Below are 16438 nucleotides of genomic sequence, written 5' to 3' on the forward strand. Positions count from 1 at the left end.
TCCCCCATCCTGACCCGCCGGATACGTCCGCGCCAGAGGCCGTCATGATTGGCTGGCCGGCATGACCGAACTGCACAGCGCCCGCCTCACCCTGCGCGGATGGCGCGACTCCGACCTCGCACCATGGGCCGCCATGAACGCCGATCCCGAGGTCCGCGAGCACCTGGGCGGCCTGCTCACCCGCGAGCAGGCCGATGCGTCCGTGGCGCGCTTCCGGGCCGGCTTCGAGCGGCAGGGCTACGGATGGTGGGCGGTCGAGGTGCGGGCCACGGGCGAGTTCATCGGCTTCGCGGGCCTGGATCCGGTGGACGACGGCATGCCGTTCACCGGCGTGGAGATCGGCTGGCGGCTCGCCCGGCCGGCCTGGGGCCAGGGCTACGCCACCGAGGCCGCGCGGGAAGTCCTGGCCTTCGGCTTCGACACCCTTGAGCTTCCCGAGATCCTCGCTGTCACCACGGCTGCCAATGTCCGTTCACAGGCGGTGATGCGACGCATCGGCATGACCCGCGACCCGGCCGACGACTTCGAGGACCTCACCGCGCCCGAGGGGCCGCTGCGGCCGAGCGTGCTGTACCGGCTAGCTCGACCGGGAGTTCAGTGACGCCAGATAGGCGTTGTACGCCACCAGCTCCGCGTCGCCGTCCCTGGCCGCCTTGCGGTCGTCTCGGCGGGCCTTGCGCTGCTCGGAGTTGTGCCACTGGTGGACCAGCGCGACCAGGACCAGCACCGACGGGATCTCGCTGAAGGCCCAGGCGATGCCGCCCGCCGCCTGCTGGTCGCCGAGCGGGTCGAGGCCAAGCGAGGCCGGCGGGTGCATGAACGTACTGATCATGGGCTCGCCGCCCATCATCAGGGCGATGCCGAAGAAGGCGTGGAAGGGCATGCCCGCGAAGAGCTCCAGGATGCGCATCACATAGCCGGGGCGGTGCGGGCCCGGGTCCACGCCCATGATCGGCCAGAAGAAGATCAGGCCGACGGCGAGGAAGTGCACCATCATCGCGATATGGCCCGCCCTGCTGCCCATCAGCGTGTCGAAGAGCGGCGTGAAGTACAGCCCGTACAGGCTCGCGATGAACAGCGGGATGGTGAACGCGGGGTGGGTGATGACCCGCAGATACCGGCTGTGCAGCAGGCTCACCAGCAGCGACCGCGGACTGATCTTGCCCTTCGGCCTGGTCGGCAGCGCCCGCAGCAGCAGCGTCACCGGCGCGCCCAGCAGGATGAGGATGGGCGAGATCATGCTGATGATCATGTGCTGCACCATGTGCACGCTGAACATGACCATGCCGTAGTCATTCAGTCCCGTACACATCGCCACCAGTACCGTCAGCACGCCGAAGGTGAAGGCGACGGTACGGGTGACCGGCCAGCGGTCGCCGCGCCGGACGAGACGGACGACGCCCCAGGCGTAGAGGGCGAGGCCGAGGAGGCAGGCGACGAGGAAGAAGGTGTCGGGGCTCCAGGCGAGGCCGCGTTCGAAGGTGAACGGCGGCAGGTTCATCTGGCCGTGTCCGCCGTGGTCCATGTCTGTTCCCTCTTCGCCGCTGATGGTGCATTTAACAGAGTAGAGCCGCCTCCGCGGTGTGCTGCGTGCGGGGCGGCTCTACTTCAGCGGCGGGTCGCGGCTAGAGGACGCACTCCGCCTCGTCGTAGCGGTGCGAGGGGACCGTCTTCAGCGAATCGACGGCCTCGGCGAGCGGCACCAGCGTGATGTCCGTACCGCGCAGGGCCGTCATCATCCCGAAGGCGCCCTCGTGCGCCGCCTCCACCGCGTGCCAGCCGAAGCGGGTGGCGAGGACGCGGTCATACGCGGTGGGGGTGCCACCGCGCTGCACGTGGCCGAGGATGACCGGGCGGGCCTCCTTGTTGAGGCGCTCCTCCAGCTCGACGGTCAGCTGGCGGGCGACACCGGCGAAGCGCTCGTGGCCGTAGATGTCCTTGCCGCCGGTGTCGAAGGGCATGGAGCCCTCGCGCGGCTTGGCGCCCTCGGCGACCACGACGATCGCGAAGCGCTTCCCGGCCTCGAAGCGGCGGCCGACCAGCTTGGTCAGCTCGCCGATGTCGAAGGGCCGCTCCGGTACGACGATGGCGTGCGCGCCCGCCGCCATGCCGGAGTGGAGGGCGATCCAGCCGGTGTGCCGGCCCATGACCTCGACGACGAGGACGCGCTGGTGGGACTCGGCCGTCGTCTTCAGGCGGTCGAGGGCCTCGGTGGCCACCCCCACCGCCGTGTCGAAGCCGAAGGTGACATCGGTCGAGGCGATGTCGTTGTCGATCGTCTTCGGCACGCCGACGATGGGCAGCCCTGCGTCGGAGAGCATCCGGGCGGCCTTCAGGGTGCCTTCGCCGCCGATCGGGATGATCGCGTCGAGGCCGAGTTCGGCGACGTGCTCCCGCGCCCGTTCAACGCCGTCGCGCAGATGCGCGGGCTGGACGCGGGAGGAGCCGAGGATGGTGCCGCCGCGGGCGAGAATGCCGCCCACCGCGTCGAGGTCGAGCTTGCGGTAGTCGCACTCCAGCAGGCCCTTCCAGCCGTCGCGGAAGCCGATGACCTCGTCGCCGCGGTCGGCGACGGCGCGGTGGACGACGGAGCGGATGACGGCGTTCAGGCCGGGGCAGTCGCCGCCGGATGTGAGCACACCTATGCGCATGGCGGAGGGGAACCCTTCGCGGACGTGGGGTGGATGACCGGACCCCATCGTCCGGCTTAGGGGTGCCCTCAGCTTACAGGGGGACCTTTACGCGGGCTGGCTCGCGGCCGCGATCCTTTCCTCGCGCAAGGCCTCGTACCAGCGGTCGTCCAGCGCGGGTAGACCGGGCGCGTCCATCGCGAGCCGGATGAGCAGGTCGGCGATCTGCGGGTTACGGGCCAGGACCGGGCCGTGCATGTAGGTGCCGAACACCGTGTCGTTCCAGGCGCCTTCGGTGCCGTCCCCGGTGCCGTTGCCGTTGCCGAAGCGGGTGCGGGCGAACGGGCGGGCGCCCGGGCCCAGGTGCGTAATGCCCTGATGGTTCTCGAAGCCGGTCAGCGGCGGCAGGCCGAGGCGGTCGTCGATGTCGCCCAGGACGTCGCCGACGCAGCGGTCCTTCTCGCCGCGGGTGCTGATCACGTCGAGGAGGCCGAGGCCGGCCTCGCGCTCACCCAGGTCGTTGACGAACTCGTGGCCGAGAATCTGGTAGCCCGCGCAAACGGAGAAGATGATCGCGCCATTGGCGGCCGCCCGGTTGAGGCCGCCGTCGCGGCGCAGGCGCTCGGCGGCGAGCCGCTGCGGGCGGTCCTCGCCGCCGCCGATGAGGTAGATGTCGGCGCCGGCGGGCACCTGCTGGTCGGAGCGTACGTCGATGCGCTCGACCTCGATGCCGCGCTGCTGGGCGCGGCGCTCGACGACGAGGGCGTTGCCCTGGTCGCCGTAGGTCGACAGCAGGTCGGGGTAGACCCAGACGAGGCGGAGGCTGTTGTCGTTCATGCCGTTCATGTAGCGCATCTCCTCGCTGGTCAGTTGCCGACCCGGCGGCGCAGGTCCTGGAACGCGGTGTAGTTGGCGATGACCTCGATACGGCCGGGGGGCGCCGCGGCGACCGCCTCGTCCAGGTCGCGGCAGACGCGGAATTCGACGCCCGCCACCTCGAGGCGTACGGCCAGGTCGAGCTTGCGGTCGCCGATGACGAAGATCGGGTGGCCGGCGAGGCGGCCGTACGCGACGTCCCACAGCCAGGAGGTGTCGGTGCCGTCGGCGCCACGGGCGTTGACGGACAGGACGACCGGGGCGGGCGGCGGGTCGATCAGCGAGAACGTCTCCAGCCAGCCGGCCGGGTTCTTGGCCAGCAGCAGGCGCAGTTCACGGCCGGAGAAGTTCACCACGTCGTAGCGGCCCGCGACGGCCGTCACGGAGTACATCCGCTCCAGCGCCGTCTGCGGGTGGACGCCGAAGGCGGCAGCCACGGCGGCGGAGGTGGTGGCATTGGCCTTGTTGGCGCGGCCCGGCAGCTGCAGCTGGATCGGCCAGGCGGCGCCGTGCGGGTCGAGGACGTGGTCGCCGTTGAGCGCCCAGCTGGGCGTCGGGCGGCGGAAGCCGCACTCGCCGCAGCCCCAGTCGTCGCCGTGCCACTGCAGCACGCCGCCGCAGGACGGGCAGGACCAGGAGTCTTCCTTCCACTGCTGGCCCGCGGCGACCCAGATGACATTCGGGCAGGACGAGGCGGCCCAGGCGACCAGGGGGTCGTCGGCGTTGGCGATGACGACGGCCTTGGTGCCGGCCAGGCCCTCGCGCCAGCGCTCGGCCAGCATCCGGGTCTCGGCGGCGCGGTCGAGCTGGTCGCGGGAGAGGTTGAGCAGCGCGATGGCCTTCGGGTCGACGTCACGGGCGACGCCCGCCAGGTACTTCTCGTCGACCTCGATGACGCCGTACTTCGCCTCCGAGCCGCCGGCGAGGGCGGAGGTGATGCCCGCGGGCATATTGGCGCCGAGGGCATTGGAGACGACCGGCCCGGACGCGCGCAGCGCCTCGGCGATCAGGCGGGTGGTGGTCGTCTTGCCGTTGGTGGCGGAGACCAGCACCACGTCGAGGTGGGTGGAGAGGCGGGCGAGCAGGTCGGGCTCCAGCTTGAGGGCGACCTTGCCCCCGATCACCGATCCGCTGCCGCGACCCGCGGCGCGGGACACCGCGGCCGCGGCCCTGCCTGCCGTGACGGCCAGCTTCGCCCGGGGGGACAGCGGGTCCGTGTTGCCTGCCATCGTGGATGCTCCTCCTCGCATTCGGCGCGGAGCTCAGCCTACCGAGAGTTAGGCCGGGACCCGAATCGCCACCAGGGGTCTTGTAAGAGTCATAGGGTTTACGGCCCGTACCCTGACCGCCATGGCAGAGCGGGCGATTCCGGGCAGTGGCGGACGGGTGCGGCGGGTGCTGGGGTTCGGTGAGGCCTTGCTGCACAAGCCCGCGGACGAGGTGACGTCCTTCGGGGAGCCGCTGGAGCGGCTCGTCGAGGACCTCTTCGCGACGATGTACGCGCACCGGGGCGTGGGGCTCGCGGCCTGCCAGATCGGCGTCGGGAAGCGGGTGTTCGTGTACGACTGTCCGGATGACGAAGACCGGCGGCATATCGGACATGTGGTGAATCCGCGGCTGGTGTCGACGGGCGGAGTGGTGGTGCGCGGGCCCGAGGGGTGCCTGTCACTGCCGGGCCGGGAGGCCGGCACGCCGCGCTGGGACGAGGCGGTCGTCGAGGGCTGCGATCTGACGGGCGCGCCGGTGCGCGTGACGGGCACCGGGTTCTTCGCGCGGTGCCTGCAGCACGAGTGCGACCACCTGGACGGGATGGTGTTCACCGACCGGCTGGGGCGGCTGCGGCGAAGGCGGGCGCTGCGCGGCAGCGGGTGGGCCGCGTAAAAGAGGCTTACAACCCGGGCCCGCCGAGCCGGTCCGAGGCGGCGGCCAGTCGCCCCCACAGCAGATCCGCGAGCGACTGCACCAGCTCCGCGCGGGAGCACGGCCGCTCGCGCAGCCACCAGTCCCCCGCCGCGTGCATCATGCCGACGATGCCGTGGCCCCAGGTGCGGGCCAGCAGCGCGCCGCCCGGGCCGAGGTCCACCCGCTCGTCGATGACCTGCGCCAGCTCCTCGCCGAGGCGGCGCAGCAGCGGGGCGGAGTGCCGGCCGACCTCGAAGTCGCGCTCGGGGGCTCGGGCGTCGCCGGCCGGGTGCATGAGGAAGCGGTAGACCTGCGGGCGGGCCTCAATGGCGGCGAGGTAGGTGTCGAGGGCGGCCTCGACCCGCTCGCGGCGGCCCGTCGGGGTGTCGAGGGCGGCGCGCAGGGAGGCGACGAGGGCGTCGGTGTGGCGTTCGGCGAGGGCGCGGTAGAGGCCGCTCTTGTCGCCGAAGTGGCGGTAGAGGATCGGCTTGGTGATGCCGGCCTCGGCGGCGATGGCGTTCATGGAAGCGTCCGGGCCCTCGCGCAGGACGACGCGGTCGGCGGCCCGGAGCAGCTCCTCTCTTCGGCGCTCTGCCGCTTGCTGCTGATCCGCCTGCCGGCTGGTCTCCACGCGCTTTCTCCCCGCTCGCCTCGTCTTTCCGTGCCCGCGTGCGCAACGTAACACCCAGGTCTTAAGGGCAGCGTGACGGGCCGGAGCGGCGTCCGGGAGTTGACAGACCTTACTCGCGAGTAACAGACTGCGTGTTACCGAAAGTAACATTAGTCGGAGGGTGGCATGGCGGAATTCACGTTCGAGCTCAATGAGGACCAGCAGGCGGTGCGCGACTGGATCCACGGCTTCGCCGCCGACGTGATCCGTCCGGCGGCGGCCGAGTGGGACGAGCGCGAAGAGACGCCCTGGCCGGTGATCCAGGAGGCCGCGAAGATCGGCCTGTACTCGCTCGACTTCTACGCCCAGCAGTACTTCGACCCCACCGGCCTCGGCATAGCCATGACCATGGAGGAGCTCTTCTGGGGCGACGCCGGCATCGCCCTGTCGATCGTCGGCACGGGCCTGGCCGCCGTCGGCGTCGTCGCCAACGGCACCGAGGAGCAGGTCGCCACCTGGATCCCGCAGATGTACGGCGACGTGAACGACGTCAAGGTCGCCGCCTTCTGCTCCTCCGAGCCCGACGCCGGCTCGGACGTCGCGGCGATGCGCACCCGCGCCGTCTACGACGAGGCCAAGGACGAGTGGGTCCTCAACGGCACCAAGACCTGGGCGACCAACGGCGGCATCGCCAACGTCCACGTGGTCGTCGCGGTCGTCGACCCGGAGCTCGGCTCCAAGGGCCACGCCTCCTTCATCGTCCCGCCGGACACGCCCGGCCTGTCCCAGGGCCAGAAGTTCAAGAAGCACGGCATCCGCGCCTCGCACACCGCCGAGGTGGTCCTCGAAGACGTACGTCTGCCGGGGAACTGCCTCCTGGGCGGCAAGGAGAAGCTCGACGAGCGCCTCGCGCGCGCCCGCGAGCGGGCGAAGACCGGCGGCGAGCGCGTGAAGAACGCCGCCATGGCCACCTTCGAGGCCTCCCGCCCCGCGGTCGGCGCGCAGGCGGTGGGCATCGCGCGGGCTGCATACGAGACGGCGCTGGAGTACGCCAAGACCCGCGTGCAGTTCGGCCGCCCGATCATCGACAACCAGGGCGTCGCCTTCCAGCTCGCCGACATGCGGACCCAGATCGACGCGGCCCGGCTGCTGGTGTGGCGGGCGTCGTGGATGGCGGCCGCGGGGCGGCCGTTCACGTCGGCCGAAGGCTCGATGTCGAAGCTGTACGCGGGCGAGGTGGCCAAGACGGTCACCGCCCAGGCGATGCAGATCCTCGGCGGGAACGGCTTCACGCGGGAGTACCCGGTGGAGCGGATGCACCGGGACGCCGCGATTTACACGATCTTCGAGGGGACGAGCGAGATCCAGCGGCTCGTGATCGCGCGGACGCTGTCGGGCGTGCCGATCCGCTAGCCAGGGGCGGGGCTCAGAAGCGGAAGACCGGGCCCGTACGTGCGTCCAGCTCGCAGGCGTTGGCGTACGTACGCTCCCAGCGGACCGCGCGGTCGCGCCAGGTGCCGTACGCGGTCGCGGTGACCGGGTCGTACTCGCGGCTGCACGGCCGCCTTCCGGCCCCCGCCCGGCCCGGGTCGCCATGCGCGCGCTCCAGAGCGGCGCAGGCGCGCAGGCCATCCGGGTGGTTGCCGACGCCGGACGGACACCGCAGCAGGACGCCGCGAATCCAGGTATTGGACGAGCCCGAGACGGTCAGCATCAGCCCGCCGCGGTCCGGGACCGGCTCCTGACGGGCGTAGGCGGGTGCGGTGGAGGCCGCCGATACGGCGAGCAAGGTGAGTGCGAGCGCGGCCAGACGGCTCCGCCGCGACCGGGTGCCGTCCGGCCGCGGACAGCCCACGGGATCCTCGGCGCGCGGGACCGCGGCGGAGCCGCTTCGCACGGCCGCGGTGCGGCGGAGCGGGGACGGCATGGCGGGCCTCCTGTGAGTTGGCTCGTGAAAGCCCGAGGCTCGTACCGAGGCCCCCGCCGGGCAACGCCCCACGCCACCGACCCGCCCGGCAAGTACGCACAATCACCCGTACGCAGCAGCGATACGCGCCCGATGCCGCCCCACCCCCTCGCCCGCCGCCCGGGGCTCGACTAGTGTGCTCGGGCACCGGACGACCATGGGGGAAGGCAGGCTGCCGTGTTCTACTACGTGCTCAAATACGTGCTCCTGGGGCCTGCGTTGCGGCTGATGTTCCGGCCGCGGATCGAGGGGCTCGAGCACATCCCGGAGGAGGGCGCCGCGATCGTCGCGGGCAACCACCTGTCCTTCTCCGATCACTTCCTGATGCCCGCCATGCTGAGGCGCCGCATCACCTTCCTCGCCAAGCAGGAGTACTTCACCGGGCCCGGCATCAAAGGGCGCCTGATCGCCGGCTTCTTCCGCAGCGCCGGACAGATCCCGGTCGACCGCTCCGGCCGCAATGCGGCGCAGGCCGCGATCGACGAGGGGCTCGGCGTGCTGCGCAAGGGCGAGCTGCTCGGCATCTACCCCGAGGGCACCCGCAGCCACGACGGGCGGCTGTACAAGGGGCGGGTCGGGGTGGCGGCGATGGCGCTGCGCGGGCAGGTGAAGGTGATCCCGTGCGCGATGGTCGGGACCTTCGAACTGCAGCCTCCCGGGCGGAAGATCCCCAAGCTCGGACGGGTGACGATTCGTTTCGGCGAGCCGCTGGACTTCTCCCGCTTCGCCGGCATGGACAACGAGAAGGCCGCCCTGCGCGCCGTCACCGACGAGATCATCTACTCGATCCTGAACCTGTCGGGCCAGGAGTACGTCGACCGGTACGCCACCGACGTCAAGGCCGAGCTGGAGCAGGCGCGCAAGGAGGGCGGCGGCTCGCAGGACAAGGCCGCCTGAGCCCGCGGCTGTCAGTGCGGCGGCGGCTGCTTGTGCTCCGCCGCGATGCCGAAGCGCCGCCGTTCGCCCGGAGCGGACGGCGCCGCGCCCACGTCCGACACCGACTGGATCACCGGCTCGGCCGGCGCTGCCTCAAGACGCTCCAGGTCAGCAGCCGAGACCAGGGCCACCAGCGGCTTGCCGTGCCGGGTCAGCAGCACCCTCTCGCCGCCGTACACCACGCGGTTGATCAGATCCGCGAGCTCCGCGCGGGCTTGCGTCACCGGAATTTCGTAGGCCATGCTGCCATTCTAACAAGATGTACGTCCTGTACATTTTGACCTGTGGAGGTGACGCCGCGATGACCGACCCGGCCGCCCGTTACGTACTGCCGGAGTTCACGGAGCGCACCAGCTCCGGAACCCGCACCATGGACCCGTACTCGAAGCTGCTCAGCGAGCGGATCGTCTTCCTCGGCACGCAGGTCGACGACGACGCCGCGAACAACGTGATCGCCCAGTTCATGCACTTGGAGCACTCCGCCCCCGAGCAGGACATCTCGCTCTACATCAACTCCCCCGGCGGCTCGCTCACCTCGATGTCCGCGATCTACGACACGATCCGGTTCGTCAGCTCCGACGTGGAGACGGTGTGCCTGGGCCAGGCGGGCGCCGCCGCCGCCGTGCTGCTCGCGGCCGGCACCCCCGGGAAGCGGTACGCGCTGCCCGGCGCCCGCATCGTCATCCACCAGCCGGCCCTCTCCGACACGGTGCAGGGGCAGACCGACGACCTCGTCATCCAAGCGGCGGAGCTGCAGCGCCAGCGCGAGCTGCTCGAGGAGCTCCTCGCCCGGCACACCGGCCGGTCGCGCGAGGAGGTGCGCGCGGACATCGAGCGGGACCAGTACTTCAACGCCGAGGAGGCGATCGAGTACGGGCTCGCGGACAAGCTCACGGCGGCGCGCAAGCGCCCCGTACCGGGTGCGGGGCGGTGAGCCGCGGTGCTGCCGCCGGAGTTGCCGCCGCTGCCGGCGCTCACCCGTGCGGAGGGTGAGCTGATCGACCGCTATCTGGAGGCCGTGGACCTGCTGGGCCGCATCAACCCGGCGCGCCGCGACGACACTTACGGCGGGCTGCGGGCCGCGCAGGCGCTGGTGCGCAAGGCGGCGGAGCTGCGCGACGCGCTGGAGCTGATGCATGCGCGCGGCGAGACGGAGGTGCATGCGGCGACGCTGGCGCGGGCGCTGCGAGTCCTCGACGCCGAGAGACGCACGCGGCAGGTGCTGCTGCCACCTGGTGCCGTACATGAGTGACCTTGCCGGGATTCTGGACGACGCCGCACGCGGGGTGTTTCCGCCGCCGGACGGCGCGGTGGCGGTGCTGCCGCAGCCGTCGGCGCGGGATGCCGGAGTGATCGCCTTCACCGGGTGCGCGGTGGTCTTCGCGGACGCGGAGGCCGCGTGGGTGCGCGGGCTGCTGCCGGATGACGATCTGTCGGCGCCGCTCAACCCGCCGTTCCTGAGCGCGCTGTGCGAACGGCTGGGCCGCCGGGTCAACAACATCGACATGCTGACGGTCGCGGACGCCGCCGACGGGCCGCCGGAGCTGGACCTGGCACCGGTCGCCGCGCGCGACCATCCGCGGGTGGCGCGGGCGTTGCGCTATCGCGATGACGTACGGGCCTGGGCTGTGCCGGGCGGTCTGGTGCTGCTGGGGCACGGGGTTGCCGGGCGGTGGGAGATGGCCGTCGAGGTGGAGCCGGAGGCGCGCGGCGAGGGGCTCGGGCGACGGCTGGCGGAGGCCGCCCGGCAGTTGGTGCCGGACGGCGCGCCGGTGTGGGCACAGATCGCACCCGGGAATGCGGCCGGCGTGCGGGCCATTCTCGCGGCCGGGTTCAGGCCCGTGGGGGCAGAGGCGCTGCTGGCTGCGGGGTGATCAGGCGAGGCCGCTGAGACCGCTTGGTTCAGGCCCGGCCCACCGGGCCGGTCTTGGATCAGGCCGCGCCCGCCAGGCCGCACTTTGATCAGGCCAGACCCGCCGGGTCGGCGTTGGCGCCGCACAGCACCACCGCGACGCGCTCCCCGGGCGCCGGCTCGTACGCGCCATGGGTCAAGGCCGCGTACGCGGTCGCCGCAGCGTTCTCCACCGCGATCCGGTGGTCGGCCCACAAGGCCCGGCGCGCGGAAGCGATCGCCTCGTCCGGGACCAGCACCGACCGGGTGCCGGGGCCCTGCGCCCAAGTCAGCGCGTCCTGCGAGACGCGAGGCGCGCCCAGGGCGTCGGCGGCGATCGAGTCAGGGGCTACGTCGATGATCCTGCCCGCCTCCAGCGCGGCGTTGAGCGCGCGCGAGCCCTCCGGCTCGACGGCGACGACCCGGATGCCCAGGTGGTCGGCGGCGGCCGCGACACCGGCGTAGAGACCACCACCGCCGACGGAGACGATCACGGTGTCGACGCCGTCAGGCACCGCGGCCGCCAGCTCCGGGAGAAGCGTCCCGGCGCCCGCCGAGACGAGGGTGTTGTCGTAGGCGTGCGCGACGAGCGCGCCGGACGCGGCCGCGTACGCGCGGGAGGCCTCCAGCGCCTCGCCGTAAAGCGCGCCCTTTAGGCGGACGTCGGCGCCATAGCGACGCAGGCCCGCCACCTTCACCGCAGGCGTCGTCTCGGGCACGAAGACGTGTGCCGGGATACCGTGCCGGGCGGCGGCCCACGCGCAGGCGAGGCCCGCATTGCCGCCGGAGGCGATCACGACGCCCGCCTCGGGCAGGGCGCCCTGCTCGGCGTGGGCGGCGAGGAAGTTGGCCTGGCCGCGGGCCTTGAAGGTGCCGGTGTGCTGCAGGTACTCCAGGGCGAAGTGCAGCCCTTCGCCCGCCGGTGCCACGGTCAGCGGCCTGACCTGGCCCGCGATCCGCGCGGCGGCGCTTTTCACATCGCTGTGCGCGACGGTGTGTGACGACTCCATGGGATCAGCCTGCCGCATGCGAGGGTTCGTAAGCTATTGGGGATTTTCTGGGTCTGCCTAACGGATTTGTTTATGGAGAATCGTGAGCTCGCCGAGCGGACGGAGCAGATCATCGAGCGCATCCTCCCCAGGTTCGAGGCCCATCCGACGGCCGTGCCCTACATCCGCTCGGTGCGGGGCGCCAACAGCGCGGGCGAATGGCACTATGCGCTGGAGACCCTGGTCGCGGTGCTCGCCTACGATGCGATTCCGGTGACCGCCGACGAGCATCGCGACCTGAAGTACCTGTTCGACTACTTCGCGCAGTCCCGGAGCGCGGACGTACGGAGCCAGGCGGACGTCATGTTGTCCGATCTGGCCAAGGTCATCGTGGCCTGAGGGTCAGGGACGGGCAGCCGCGCTCCAGCCGTGTTCCAGGAGCTCGAAGGCGCGGGTGATGGCCTGCCGGGGGTCGTCGTGGCCGTGGGCCACGCGCGGGGCTTCGAGGGCGAAGTGGGCGAGGGCGGCGCACGCGGGGTCGGCTTCCGAAAGGCCGCTTTCCGCGGCGATGGCGCCGGCGAGCGCGGCGGTGTAGCGCAGCCACACCTTCTGGTGGTAGTCGCGCAGCGCGGGCGTGCCGTCGACCAGCTCCATGAACGCCTTGAAGCGCGGGTCGCTGCCCGCGGCGGCCAGGCGCGCGGTCAGGGCGTGCTCCCGCAGTGCGGCAGGAATGGACTGCCCCTCCGGCCGCTCCCGTACGGCGGCGATCAGCCGGGCCTCATGGTCCGCCGCCTCGTCGAAGACGAGGGCCTCCTTCACCGGGAAGTGTTTGAACAGCGTGGTGGTGGACACGTCCGCGGCATCAGCGATCTCCCGGATGCCGACGTCGTCGTATCCGCGCTCCAGGAACAGCCGCAGCGCGGCGTCCGCGATGGCCTGGCGGGTGGCGGCCTTCTTGCGCTCACGGCGCCCCGGCGGAGTGCTCGTCATGGCGCCATCATATGCCTTCGGTTGCCTGAGTTCAAAAGTTGAGTTGTTGCACTTATTGAGTCGTTGTGCTTTTCTGGCGGCCATGGACACCAAACTCCGCATAGCGGTCATCGGCGCCGGTCCCGGCGGCCTGACCTGCGCCCGCATCCTGCAGCGGCACGGCATCGCCGCCACCGTCTACGACCGCGACCCCTCCCCCGACGCCCGCGATCAGGGCGGCACCCTCGACCTGCACGCCGACAACGGCCAGCTCGCCCTCCGCGAGGCGGGCCTCCTGGAGGACTTCTTCAGACTCGCCCGCCCCGAAGGACAGGAGATGCGCCAGCTGGCGCCGGACGGCACGGTCCGCTTCCACCACATCCCGGAGGAGGGCGAGCTCTTCAAGCCCGAGATCGACCGCGGCCGCCTCCGCGACCTGCTCCTCGACTCCCTGCACCCCGGCACCGTGCGCTGGGACCACCCCCTCCAGACGATCAGCGGCCCGGCCACCGGCCCCCGCCGCCTGCACTTCGCCGACGGCACCACCGCCGAGGCCGACCTCGTCATCGGCGCCGACGGCGCCTGGTCGAAGGTCCGCCGCGCCGTCTCCCCCGCCACACCCGGCTACACCGGAGTCACCTTCCTGGAAGCCTGGTTCGACAACGTAGACACCCGCCACCCCGACATCGCCGGCCTCGTCGGCCACGGCAGCGCGGCCGGCGCCGACGGCGACCGCGGCCTGTTCGCCCAGCGCAACGGCGGCGACCACATCCGCGTCTACGTCATCCAGCGCACCCCCGCGGACTGGATCACCGCCGCCGGCCTCACCCCCGCGGACACCCACGGCATCCGCGCCCACCTCCTGGAGCGCTACCGCCACTGGTCACCCCGCATGCGCCGGCTGCTCACCGACAACGACGGCCCCTACGTCGACCGCCCGATCCTCGCCCTCCCCGTCGCGCACACCTGGGCCCACCACCCCACCGTCACCCTCCTCGGCGACGCCGCCCACCTCATGCCCCCGCTCGGCGTCGGCGTCAACCTCGCCATGCTGGACGCCGCCGAACTCGCCCTCGCCATCGCCCACCACCCCACCGCCGACGCCGCCATCCGCGCGTACGAAAAGACCATGCTCCCCCGCTCCGCCGACATGGCCCGGCTCCTCGACGGCGCCGCCGAAGGGCTAATCTCCACCGAACTGCCCGACTTCGCCACCGCCGACCACCGCTGAGAGGCCCGACCGTGTACGACCCGCAGCGCCTCGCCGCCCTCGTCGCCGTCGCCGAGGCCGGCTCCATCACGCGCGCGGCCGAGCGGCTCGGCTATACCACGCCCGCCCTCTCCCAGCAGCTGGTGAAGCTGGAGCGGGAGGCCGGCGCCGCGCTGCTCGTACGCCACCACCGCGGGGCGGCGCTCACCGCCGCGGGCGAGCTGCTGCTGTCCCGGGCCCGGCGCGTACTGGACGAGCTCGAACGGGCGCGGCTCGAACTCGCCGAGCTGAACGGGCTGTGCGGCGGGCGGCTGCGCATCGGCTCCTTCATGACGGCGGGCACGCACCTGCTGCCGCCGGTGTTGAGCGCCTTCCGCCGCGAGCATCCCGACGTGCAGCTCCATGTCGCCGAGTACGAGCCGCCGCACGGCGTCGCGGCCGTGGCGCGCGGCGAGGCGGACCTGGCGCTGACGCACGCGTACGACCCCGCCCCCACGGCACAGCACCCGCCCGCCGGGGTGGCGGTCGAGCCGCTGCTGACCGAGGAGCTGGTGCTCGTCACCGCGCCCGGGCACGCGCTGACGGCCGGCACCGGGCGGCTGCCGATGGCCGATCTCGCCGGGCAGCCGCTGGTCTCCAGCGCACCGGAGAACTCCAACCGCAGCGCCGTCGAGGCCCATCTCGCCGAGGCCGGGGCGCGGGTGGCGGTGCGCTGCGACACCCCGGGCTATGTGCTGGTGTGCGCGCTGGTCAGCGCCGGGCTGGGGGTCGCGGTGGTGCCGGAGATGATGACGCGCCTCGCCGTCACCCCGATCGCGATGCGGCGGCTCGACCCGCCGGCGCTGAAGCGGACCATCGGGGTGGCGTACCGGGAGGGCGAGGCGAACGCGGCGGCACAGTCGCTGCGGGCGCTGCTGCGCGGGACGTTCGGGCGGTCGCAGCAGTAGCCCGGCTGCGTCACGCCACCGGCGTCTTCCACGGCAGCGCGATCCACACCGTCTTGCCGCCGTCCGCCGTCGGCTGCACCGTCAACCTGCCGCCCGCCTCCGCCATCAGCCATCGGATGATCACCATCCCGCGGCCATTGTCCTGCTGCACCGCCGCCGGGAGCCGCTGCGGCCAGCGCGGATGGCTGTCGGTGACGCCGATGCGCAGCGCCTCGTCGCGCTCCAGCTCCACCTTTACGGTGAAGACCGGGGACTGCCCGAAGGTGTGCTGAATGGCGTTCGTGGCAAGCTCGGAGACGATCAGACGTACCGTGTCCCGGGTCTCGGCACCCTCCGGGACACCCCACTCGGTCAGCACTTCGGTCACATATCTGCGCGCCGCGGTGACCGACGCCGGATCGCTCGGCAGAGTGACTGATGCTTCCTTCTGGTCTGCCATGGCCGCGCCCGTCCCTTTCCCGCCCCGGGGCCGGACTCCGACGCTGTGCGGGTTGAAGTCGATGACGACCGCGGGTGGTTGCTGCGCGACAGCCTGCCACCGAAGTGGCCTGGTCCGGGGGCGATCTCACGAGATCTGCATATATCTGTCCCTCGAAGCGGTGAAGTCTGCTACGGCCGACCGGTTTCGTGGAGCACACTATGGCGCCATGCGGCACGGTCCAGCGGTGCGCCGCCGCAAGCTCGGCGCGGAGTTACGCAGACAACGGGACCTGGCAGGGCTCACCTCCGGTGAGGCGGCCGGGCGGGTCGGCTGGCATCAGTCGAAGGTCAGCCGGATCGAGACGGGGCGCAGCGCCGCCAAACCTGGCGACGTGGAGCTACTGCTCGATGCCTACGGGGTGCGCGAACCCGAGTTACGGCAGCTGTTATTGGCCCTGGCCGAGGGCGTCGCCGCCGGCCCGCGCATCTGGTGGAGCTCGTACCGCGATCTACTGCCGCCCGCCTACCGGGACTTCATCAGCCTGGAGGCCGAGGCCACCGGCATGCGCACGCTGGAGACCACGGTGGTCCCGGGCCTGCTGCAGACCCCCGAATACGCCCGCTGCGTCACCTCGGCCGCACTCGGCAAAGCGGCGAGCGGCCAGGTCGGCCCCCTCGTCGATGTGCGGCTCGCGCGGCAGTCGGTGCTGCACGGCAGCCGGCCGCTGGTGCTGCACGCGGTGCTGGACGAGGCGGTGTTACGCAGGAAGGTGGGCGGGCCCGAGGTGATGCGCGAGCAGCTGCGGCACCTCGTGGAGGTAGGCGCGCTGCCTCATGTGCGGCTGCAGGTGCTGCCGTTCGACAGTGGAGTGCACATCGGGGTCACCGGGCCTTTCGTTATCTTCTCTTTTTCGCACGGAGCCGATCTGGATGTGGTTGTTCTCGACCATTTGACGAGTAGCCTCTATCTCGAACGGAAAGAAGACTTGGGGGCGTACGGGGAGGCCTTCACGACGCTGGAGGCGGGCGCCCTGCCACACAAGGAGTCACTGGAGTTGATCGCCGCCATAAGCGCTGGCGCGTGAGGAGGCA

Annotated in this window: 21 protein-coding genes; 11 read left to right on the forward strand and 10 right to left on the reverse strand. The window is 71.7% G+C overall.

Going from position 1 to position 16438, the window contains the following annotated elements; translation table 11 throughout:
• Nucleotides 1-61: 61 nt before the first annotated feature.
• Entirely contained in the window at nt 62-601 is a 540-nt protein-coding gene (locus ACNNMR_RS02995) for a GNAT family N-acetyltransferase (protein WP_419992913.1), read from the forward strand.
• Here ACNNMR_RS02995 and ACNNMR_RS03000 read toward each other — a convergent pair.
• The 4 genes from ACNNMR_RS03000 to ACNNMR_RS03015 form a co-directional block, all read right to left on the reverse strand.
• Entirely contained in the window at nt 578-1525 is a 948-nt protein-coding gene (locus ACNNMR_RS03000; RefSeq protein ID WP_419992914.1) for a cytochrome c oxidase assembly protein, read from the reverse strand. The two genes, ACNNMR_RS02995 and ACNNMR_RS03000, sit on opposite strands and share 24 nt — an antisense overlap.
• Nucleotides 1526-1625: 100 nt before the next feature.
• Nucleotides 1626-2651, reverse strand: a complete 1026-nt coding sequence (locus ACNNMR_RS03005) for a 6-phosphofructokinase (RefSeq protein WP_419992915.1) — start codon at nt 2649-2651, stop codon at nt 1626-1628.
• A gap of 87 nt (nt 2652-2738) precedes the next feature.
• Nucleotides 2739-3467: a type 1 glutamine amidotransferase gene (locus ACNNMR_RS03010; RefSeq protein ID WP_420000245.1), complete on the reverse strand. Its 729-nt coding sequence runs from the start codon at nt 3465-3467 to the stop codon at nt 2739-2741.
• Between the two features lie 29 nt (nt 3468-3496).
• Nucleotides 3497-4735: a MurT ligase domain-containing protein gene (locus ACNNMR_RS03015; protein ID WP_419992916.1), complete on the reverse strand. Its 1239-nt coding sequence runs from the start codon at nt 4733-4735 to the stop codon at nt 3497-3499.
• 121 nt (nt 4736-4856) lie between these two features.
• On the opposite strand from ACNNMR_RS03015, the gene def reads away from it, so the two are divergent.
• Nucleotides 4857-5387, forward strand: a complete 531-nt coding sequence (gene def / locus ACNNMR_RS03020; protein WP_419992917.1) for a peptide deformylase — start codon at nt 4857-4859, stop codon at nt 5385-5387.
• A gap of 7 nt (nt 5388-5394) precedes the next feature.
• Here def and ACNNMR_RS03025 read toward each other — a convergent pair whose 3' ends face one another.
• Nucleotides 5395-6039: a TetR family transcriptional regulator gene (locus ACNNMR_RS03025; protein WP_419992918.1), complete on the reverse strand. Its 645-nt coding sequence runs from the start codon at nt 6037-6039 to the stop codon at nt 5395-5397.
• Nucleotides 6040-6204: 165 nt separating this feature from the next.
• Here ACNNMR_RS03025 and ACNNMR_RS03030 point away from each other — a divergent pair, with 165 nt between their 5' ends.
• Nucleotides 6205-7431 (forward strand): acyl-CoA dehydrogenase family protein, encoded by a 1227-nt coding sequence (locus tag ACNNMR_RS03030; protein WP_419992919.1) that lies wholly within the window; start codon nt 6205-6207, stop codon nt 7429-7431.
• Between the two features lie 13 nt (nt 7432-7444).
• Here ACNNMR_RS03030 and ACNNMR_RS03035 read toward each other — a convergent pair whose 3' ends face one another.
• A complete protein-coding gene (locus ACNNMR_RS03035; RefSeq protein ID WP_419992920.1) occupies nt 7445-7945 on the reverse strand; it encodes an SSI family serine proteinase inhibitor in 501 nt (166 codons plus the stop codon).
• Between the two features lie 216 nt (nt 7946-8161).
• Between ACNNMR_RS03035 and ACNNMR_RS03040 the strand changes: the two genes are divergently transcribed.
• Complete coding sequence (locus tag ACNNMR_RS03040) at nt 8162-8881, forward strand: lysophospholipid acyltransferase family protein (protein ID WP_419992921.1); 720 nt, start codon at nt 8162-8164, stop codon at nt 8879-8881.
• Between the two features lie 11 nt (nt 8882-8892).
• Here ACNNMR_RS03040 and ACNNMR_RS03045 read toward each other — a convergent pair whose 3' ends face one another.
• Nucleotides 8893-9162 carry a type II toxin-antitoxin system Phd/YefM family antitoxin gene (locus ACNNMR_RS03045; RefSeq protein WP_419992922.1) on the reverse strand — a complete coding sequence of 90 codons (270 nt, stop codon included), beginning with the start codon at nt 9160-9162 and terminating at the stop codon, nt 8893-8895.
• Nucleotides 9163-9221: 59 nt separating this feature from the next.
• Between ACNNMR_RS03045 and ACNNMR_RS03050 the strand changes: the two genes are divergently transcribed.
• Genes ACNNMR_RS03050 through ACNNMR_RS03060 form a run of 3 tightly spaced genes read left to right on the forward strand, consistent with a single transcriptional unit; the run spans nt 9222 to nt 10794 of the window.
• Nucleotides 9222-9854, forward strand: coding sequence for an ATP-dependent Clp protease proteolytic subunit (locus tag ACNNMR_RS03050; RefSeq protein WP_419992923.1), 633 nt, complete (start codon nt 9222-9224; stop codon nt 9852-9854).
• 6 nt (nt 9855-9860) lie between these two features.
• The gene (locus ACNNMR_RS03055) at nt 9861-10172 is read left to right on the forward strand and encodes a hypothetical protein (protein WP_419992924.1); all 312 of its coding nucleotides are present in this window, start codon (nt 9861-9863) and stop codon (nt 10170-10172) included.
• Nucleotides 10165-10794: a GNAT family N-acetyltransferase gene (locus tag ACNNMR_RS03060; RefSeq protein ID WP_419992925.1), complete on the forward strand. Its 630-nt coding sequence runs from the start codon at nt 10165-10167 to the stop codon at nt 10792-10794. Before ACNNMR_RS03055 ends, ACNNMR_RS03060 begins: the two co-directional genes overlap by 8 nt.
• An 88-nt stretch (nt 10795-10882) precedes the next feature.
• Here the strand turns inward: ACNNMR_RS03060 and ACNNMR_RS03065 are convergent, their stop codons facing one another.
• The gene (locus tag ACNNMR_RS03065) at nt 10883-11821 is read right to left on the reverse strand and encodes a serine/threonine dehydratase (RefSeq protein ID WP_419992926.1); all 939 of its coding nucleotides are present in this window, start codon (nt 11819-11821) and stop codon (nt 10883-10885) included.
• 72 nt (nt 11822-11893) lie between these two features.
• On the opposite strand from ACNNMR_RS03065, the gene ACNNMR_RS03070 reads away from it, so the two are divergent.
• On the forward strand, nt 11894-12199 hold the full coding sequence (locus ACNNMR_RS03070; protein WP_419992927.1) for a DUF6189 family protein: 306 nt from the start codon (nt 11894-11896) through the stop codon (nt 12197-12199).
• A 3-nt stretch (nt 12200-12202) separates the two neighbouring features.
• Here the strand turns inward: ACNNMR_RS03070 and ACNNMR_RS03075 are convergent, their stop codons facing one another.
• The gene (locus ACNNMR_RS03075; RefSeq protein WP_419992928.1) at nt 12203-12790 is read right to left on the reverse strand and encodes a TetR/AcrR family transcriptional regulator; all 588 of its coding nucleotides are present in this window, start codon (nt 12788-12790) and stop codon (nt 12203-12205) included.
• A gap of 82 nt (nt 12791-12872) precedes the next feature.
• On the opposite strand from ACNNMR_RS03075, the gene ACNNMR_RS03080 reads away from it, so the two are divergent.
• Complete coding sequence (locus tag ACNNMR_RS03080; RefSeq protein ID WP_419992929.1) at nt 12873-14000, forward strand: FAD-dependent oxidoreductase; 1128 nt, start codon at nt 12873-12875, stop codon at nt 13998-14000.
• A gap of 11 nt (nt 14001-14011) precedes the next feature.
• Entirely contained in the window at nt 14012-14926 is a 915-nt protein-coding gene (locus ACNNMR_RS03085) for a LysR family transcriptional regulator (RefSeq protein ID WP_419992930.1), read from the forward strand.
• Between the two features lie 10 nt (nt 14927-14936).
• Here ACNNMR_RS03085 and ACNNMR_RS03090 read toward each other — a convergent pair whose 3' ends face one another.
• Nucleotides 14937-15365, reverse strand: a complete 429-nt coding sequence (locus ACNNMR_RS03090; RefSeq protein ID WP_419992931.1) for an ATP-binding protein — start codon at nt 15363-15365, stop codon at nt 14937-14939.
• A 208-nt stretch (nt 15366-15573) separates the two neighbouring features.
• Between ACNNMR_RS03090 and ACNNMR_RS03095 the strand changes: the two genes are divergently transcribed.
• Complete coding sequence (locus ACNNMR_RS03095) at nt 15574-16431, forward strand: helix-turn-helix domain-containing protein (RefSeq protein WP_419992932.1); 858 nt, start codon at nt 15574-15576, stop codon at nt 16429-16431.
• The last annotated feature ends 7 nt before the right edge of the window (nt 16432-16438 follow it).

The sequence above is a fragment of the Streptomyces boninensis genome (assembly GCF_048572725.1).
GTDB classification, from domain to species: Bacteria; Actinomycetota; Actinomycetes; order Streptomycetales; family Streptomycetaceae; genus Streptomyces; species Streptomyces boninensis.

Excerpts from the sequence above, each read along its gene's own strand:
- ACNNMR_RS02995 (WP_419992913.1), top strand. The coding sequence starts at position 62 with ATGACCGAACTGCACAGCGCCCGCCTCACCCTGCGCGGATGGCGCGAC.
- ACNNMR_RS03000 (WP_419992914.1), bottom strand. The coding sequence starts at position 1,525 with ATGGACCACGGCGGACACGGCCAGATGAACCTGCCGCCGTTCACCTTC.
- ACNNMR_RS03005 (WP_419992915.1), bottom strand. The coding sequence starts at position 2,651 with ATGCGCATAGGTGTGCTCACATCCGGCGGCGACTGCCCCGGCCTGAAC.
- ACNNMR_RS03010 (WP_420000245.1), bottom strand. The coding sequence starts at position 3,467 with ATGAACGACAACAGCCTCCGCCTCGTCTGGGTCTACCCCGACCTGCTG.
- ACNNMR_RS03015 (WP_419992916.1), bottom strand. The coding sequence starts at position 4,735 with ATGGCAGGCAACACGGACCCGCTGTCCCCCCGGGCGAAGCTGGCCGTC.
- def (WP_419992917.1), top strand. The coding sequence starts at position 4,857 with ATGGCAGAGCGGGCGATTCCGGGCAGTGGCGGACGGGTGCGGCGGGTG.
- ACNNMR_RS03030 (WP_419992919.1), top strand. The coding sequence starts at position 6,205 with ATGGCGGAATTCACGTTCGAGCTCAATGAGGACCAGCAGGCGGTGCGC.
- ACNNMR_RS03035 (WP_419992920.1), bottom strand. The coding sequence starts at position 7,945 with ATGCCGTCCCCGCTCCGCCGCACCGCGGCCGTGCGAAGCGGCTCCGCC.
- ACNNMR_RS03045 (WP_419992922.1), bottom strand. The coding sequence starts at position 9,162 with ATGGCCTACGAAATTCCGGTGACGCAAGCCCGCGCGGAGCTCGCGGAT.
- ACNNMR_RS03050 (WP_419992923.1), top strand. The coding sequence starts at position 9,222 with ATGACCGACCCGGCCGCCCGTTACGTACTGCCGGAGTTCACGGAGCGC.
- ACNNMR_RS03060 (WP_419992925.1), top strand. The coding sequence starts at position 10,165 with ATGAGTGACCTTGCCGGGATTCTGGACGACGCCGCACGCGGGGTGTTT.
- ACNNMR_RS03065 (WP_419992926.1), bottom strand. The coding sequence starts at position 11,821 with ATGGAGTCGTCACACACCGTCGCGCACAGCGATGTGAAAAGCGCCGCC.
- ACNNMR_RS03070 (WP_419992927.1), top strand. The coding sequence starts at position 11,894 with ATGGAGAATCGTGAGCTCGCCGAGCGGACGGAGCAGATCATCGAGCGC.
- ACNNMR_RS03075 (WP_419992928.1), bottom strand. The coding sequence starts at position 12,790 with ATGACGAGCACTCCGCCGGGGCGCCGTGAGCGCAAGAAGGCCGCCACC.
- ACNNMR_RS03080 (WP_419992929.1), top strand. The coding sequence starts at position 12,873 with ATGGACACCAAACTCCGCATAGCGGTCATCGGCGCCGGTCCCGGCGGC.
- ACNNMR_RS03090 (WP_419992931.1), bottom strand. The coding sequence starts at position 15,365 with ATGGCAGACCAGAAGGAAGCATCAGTCACTCTGCCGAGCGATCCGGCG.
- ACNNMR_RS03095 (WP_419992932.1), top strand. The coding sequence starts at position 15,574 with ATGCGGCACGGTCCAGCGGTGCGCCGCCGCAAGCTCGGCGCGGAGTTA.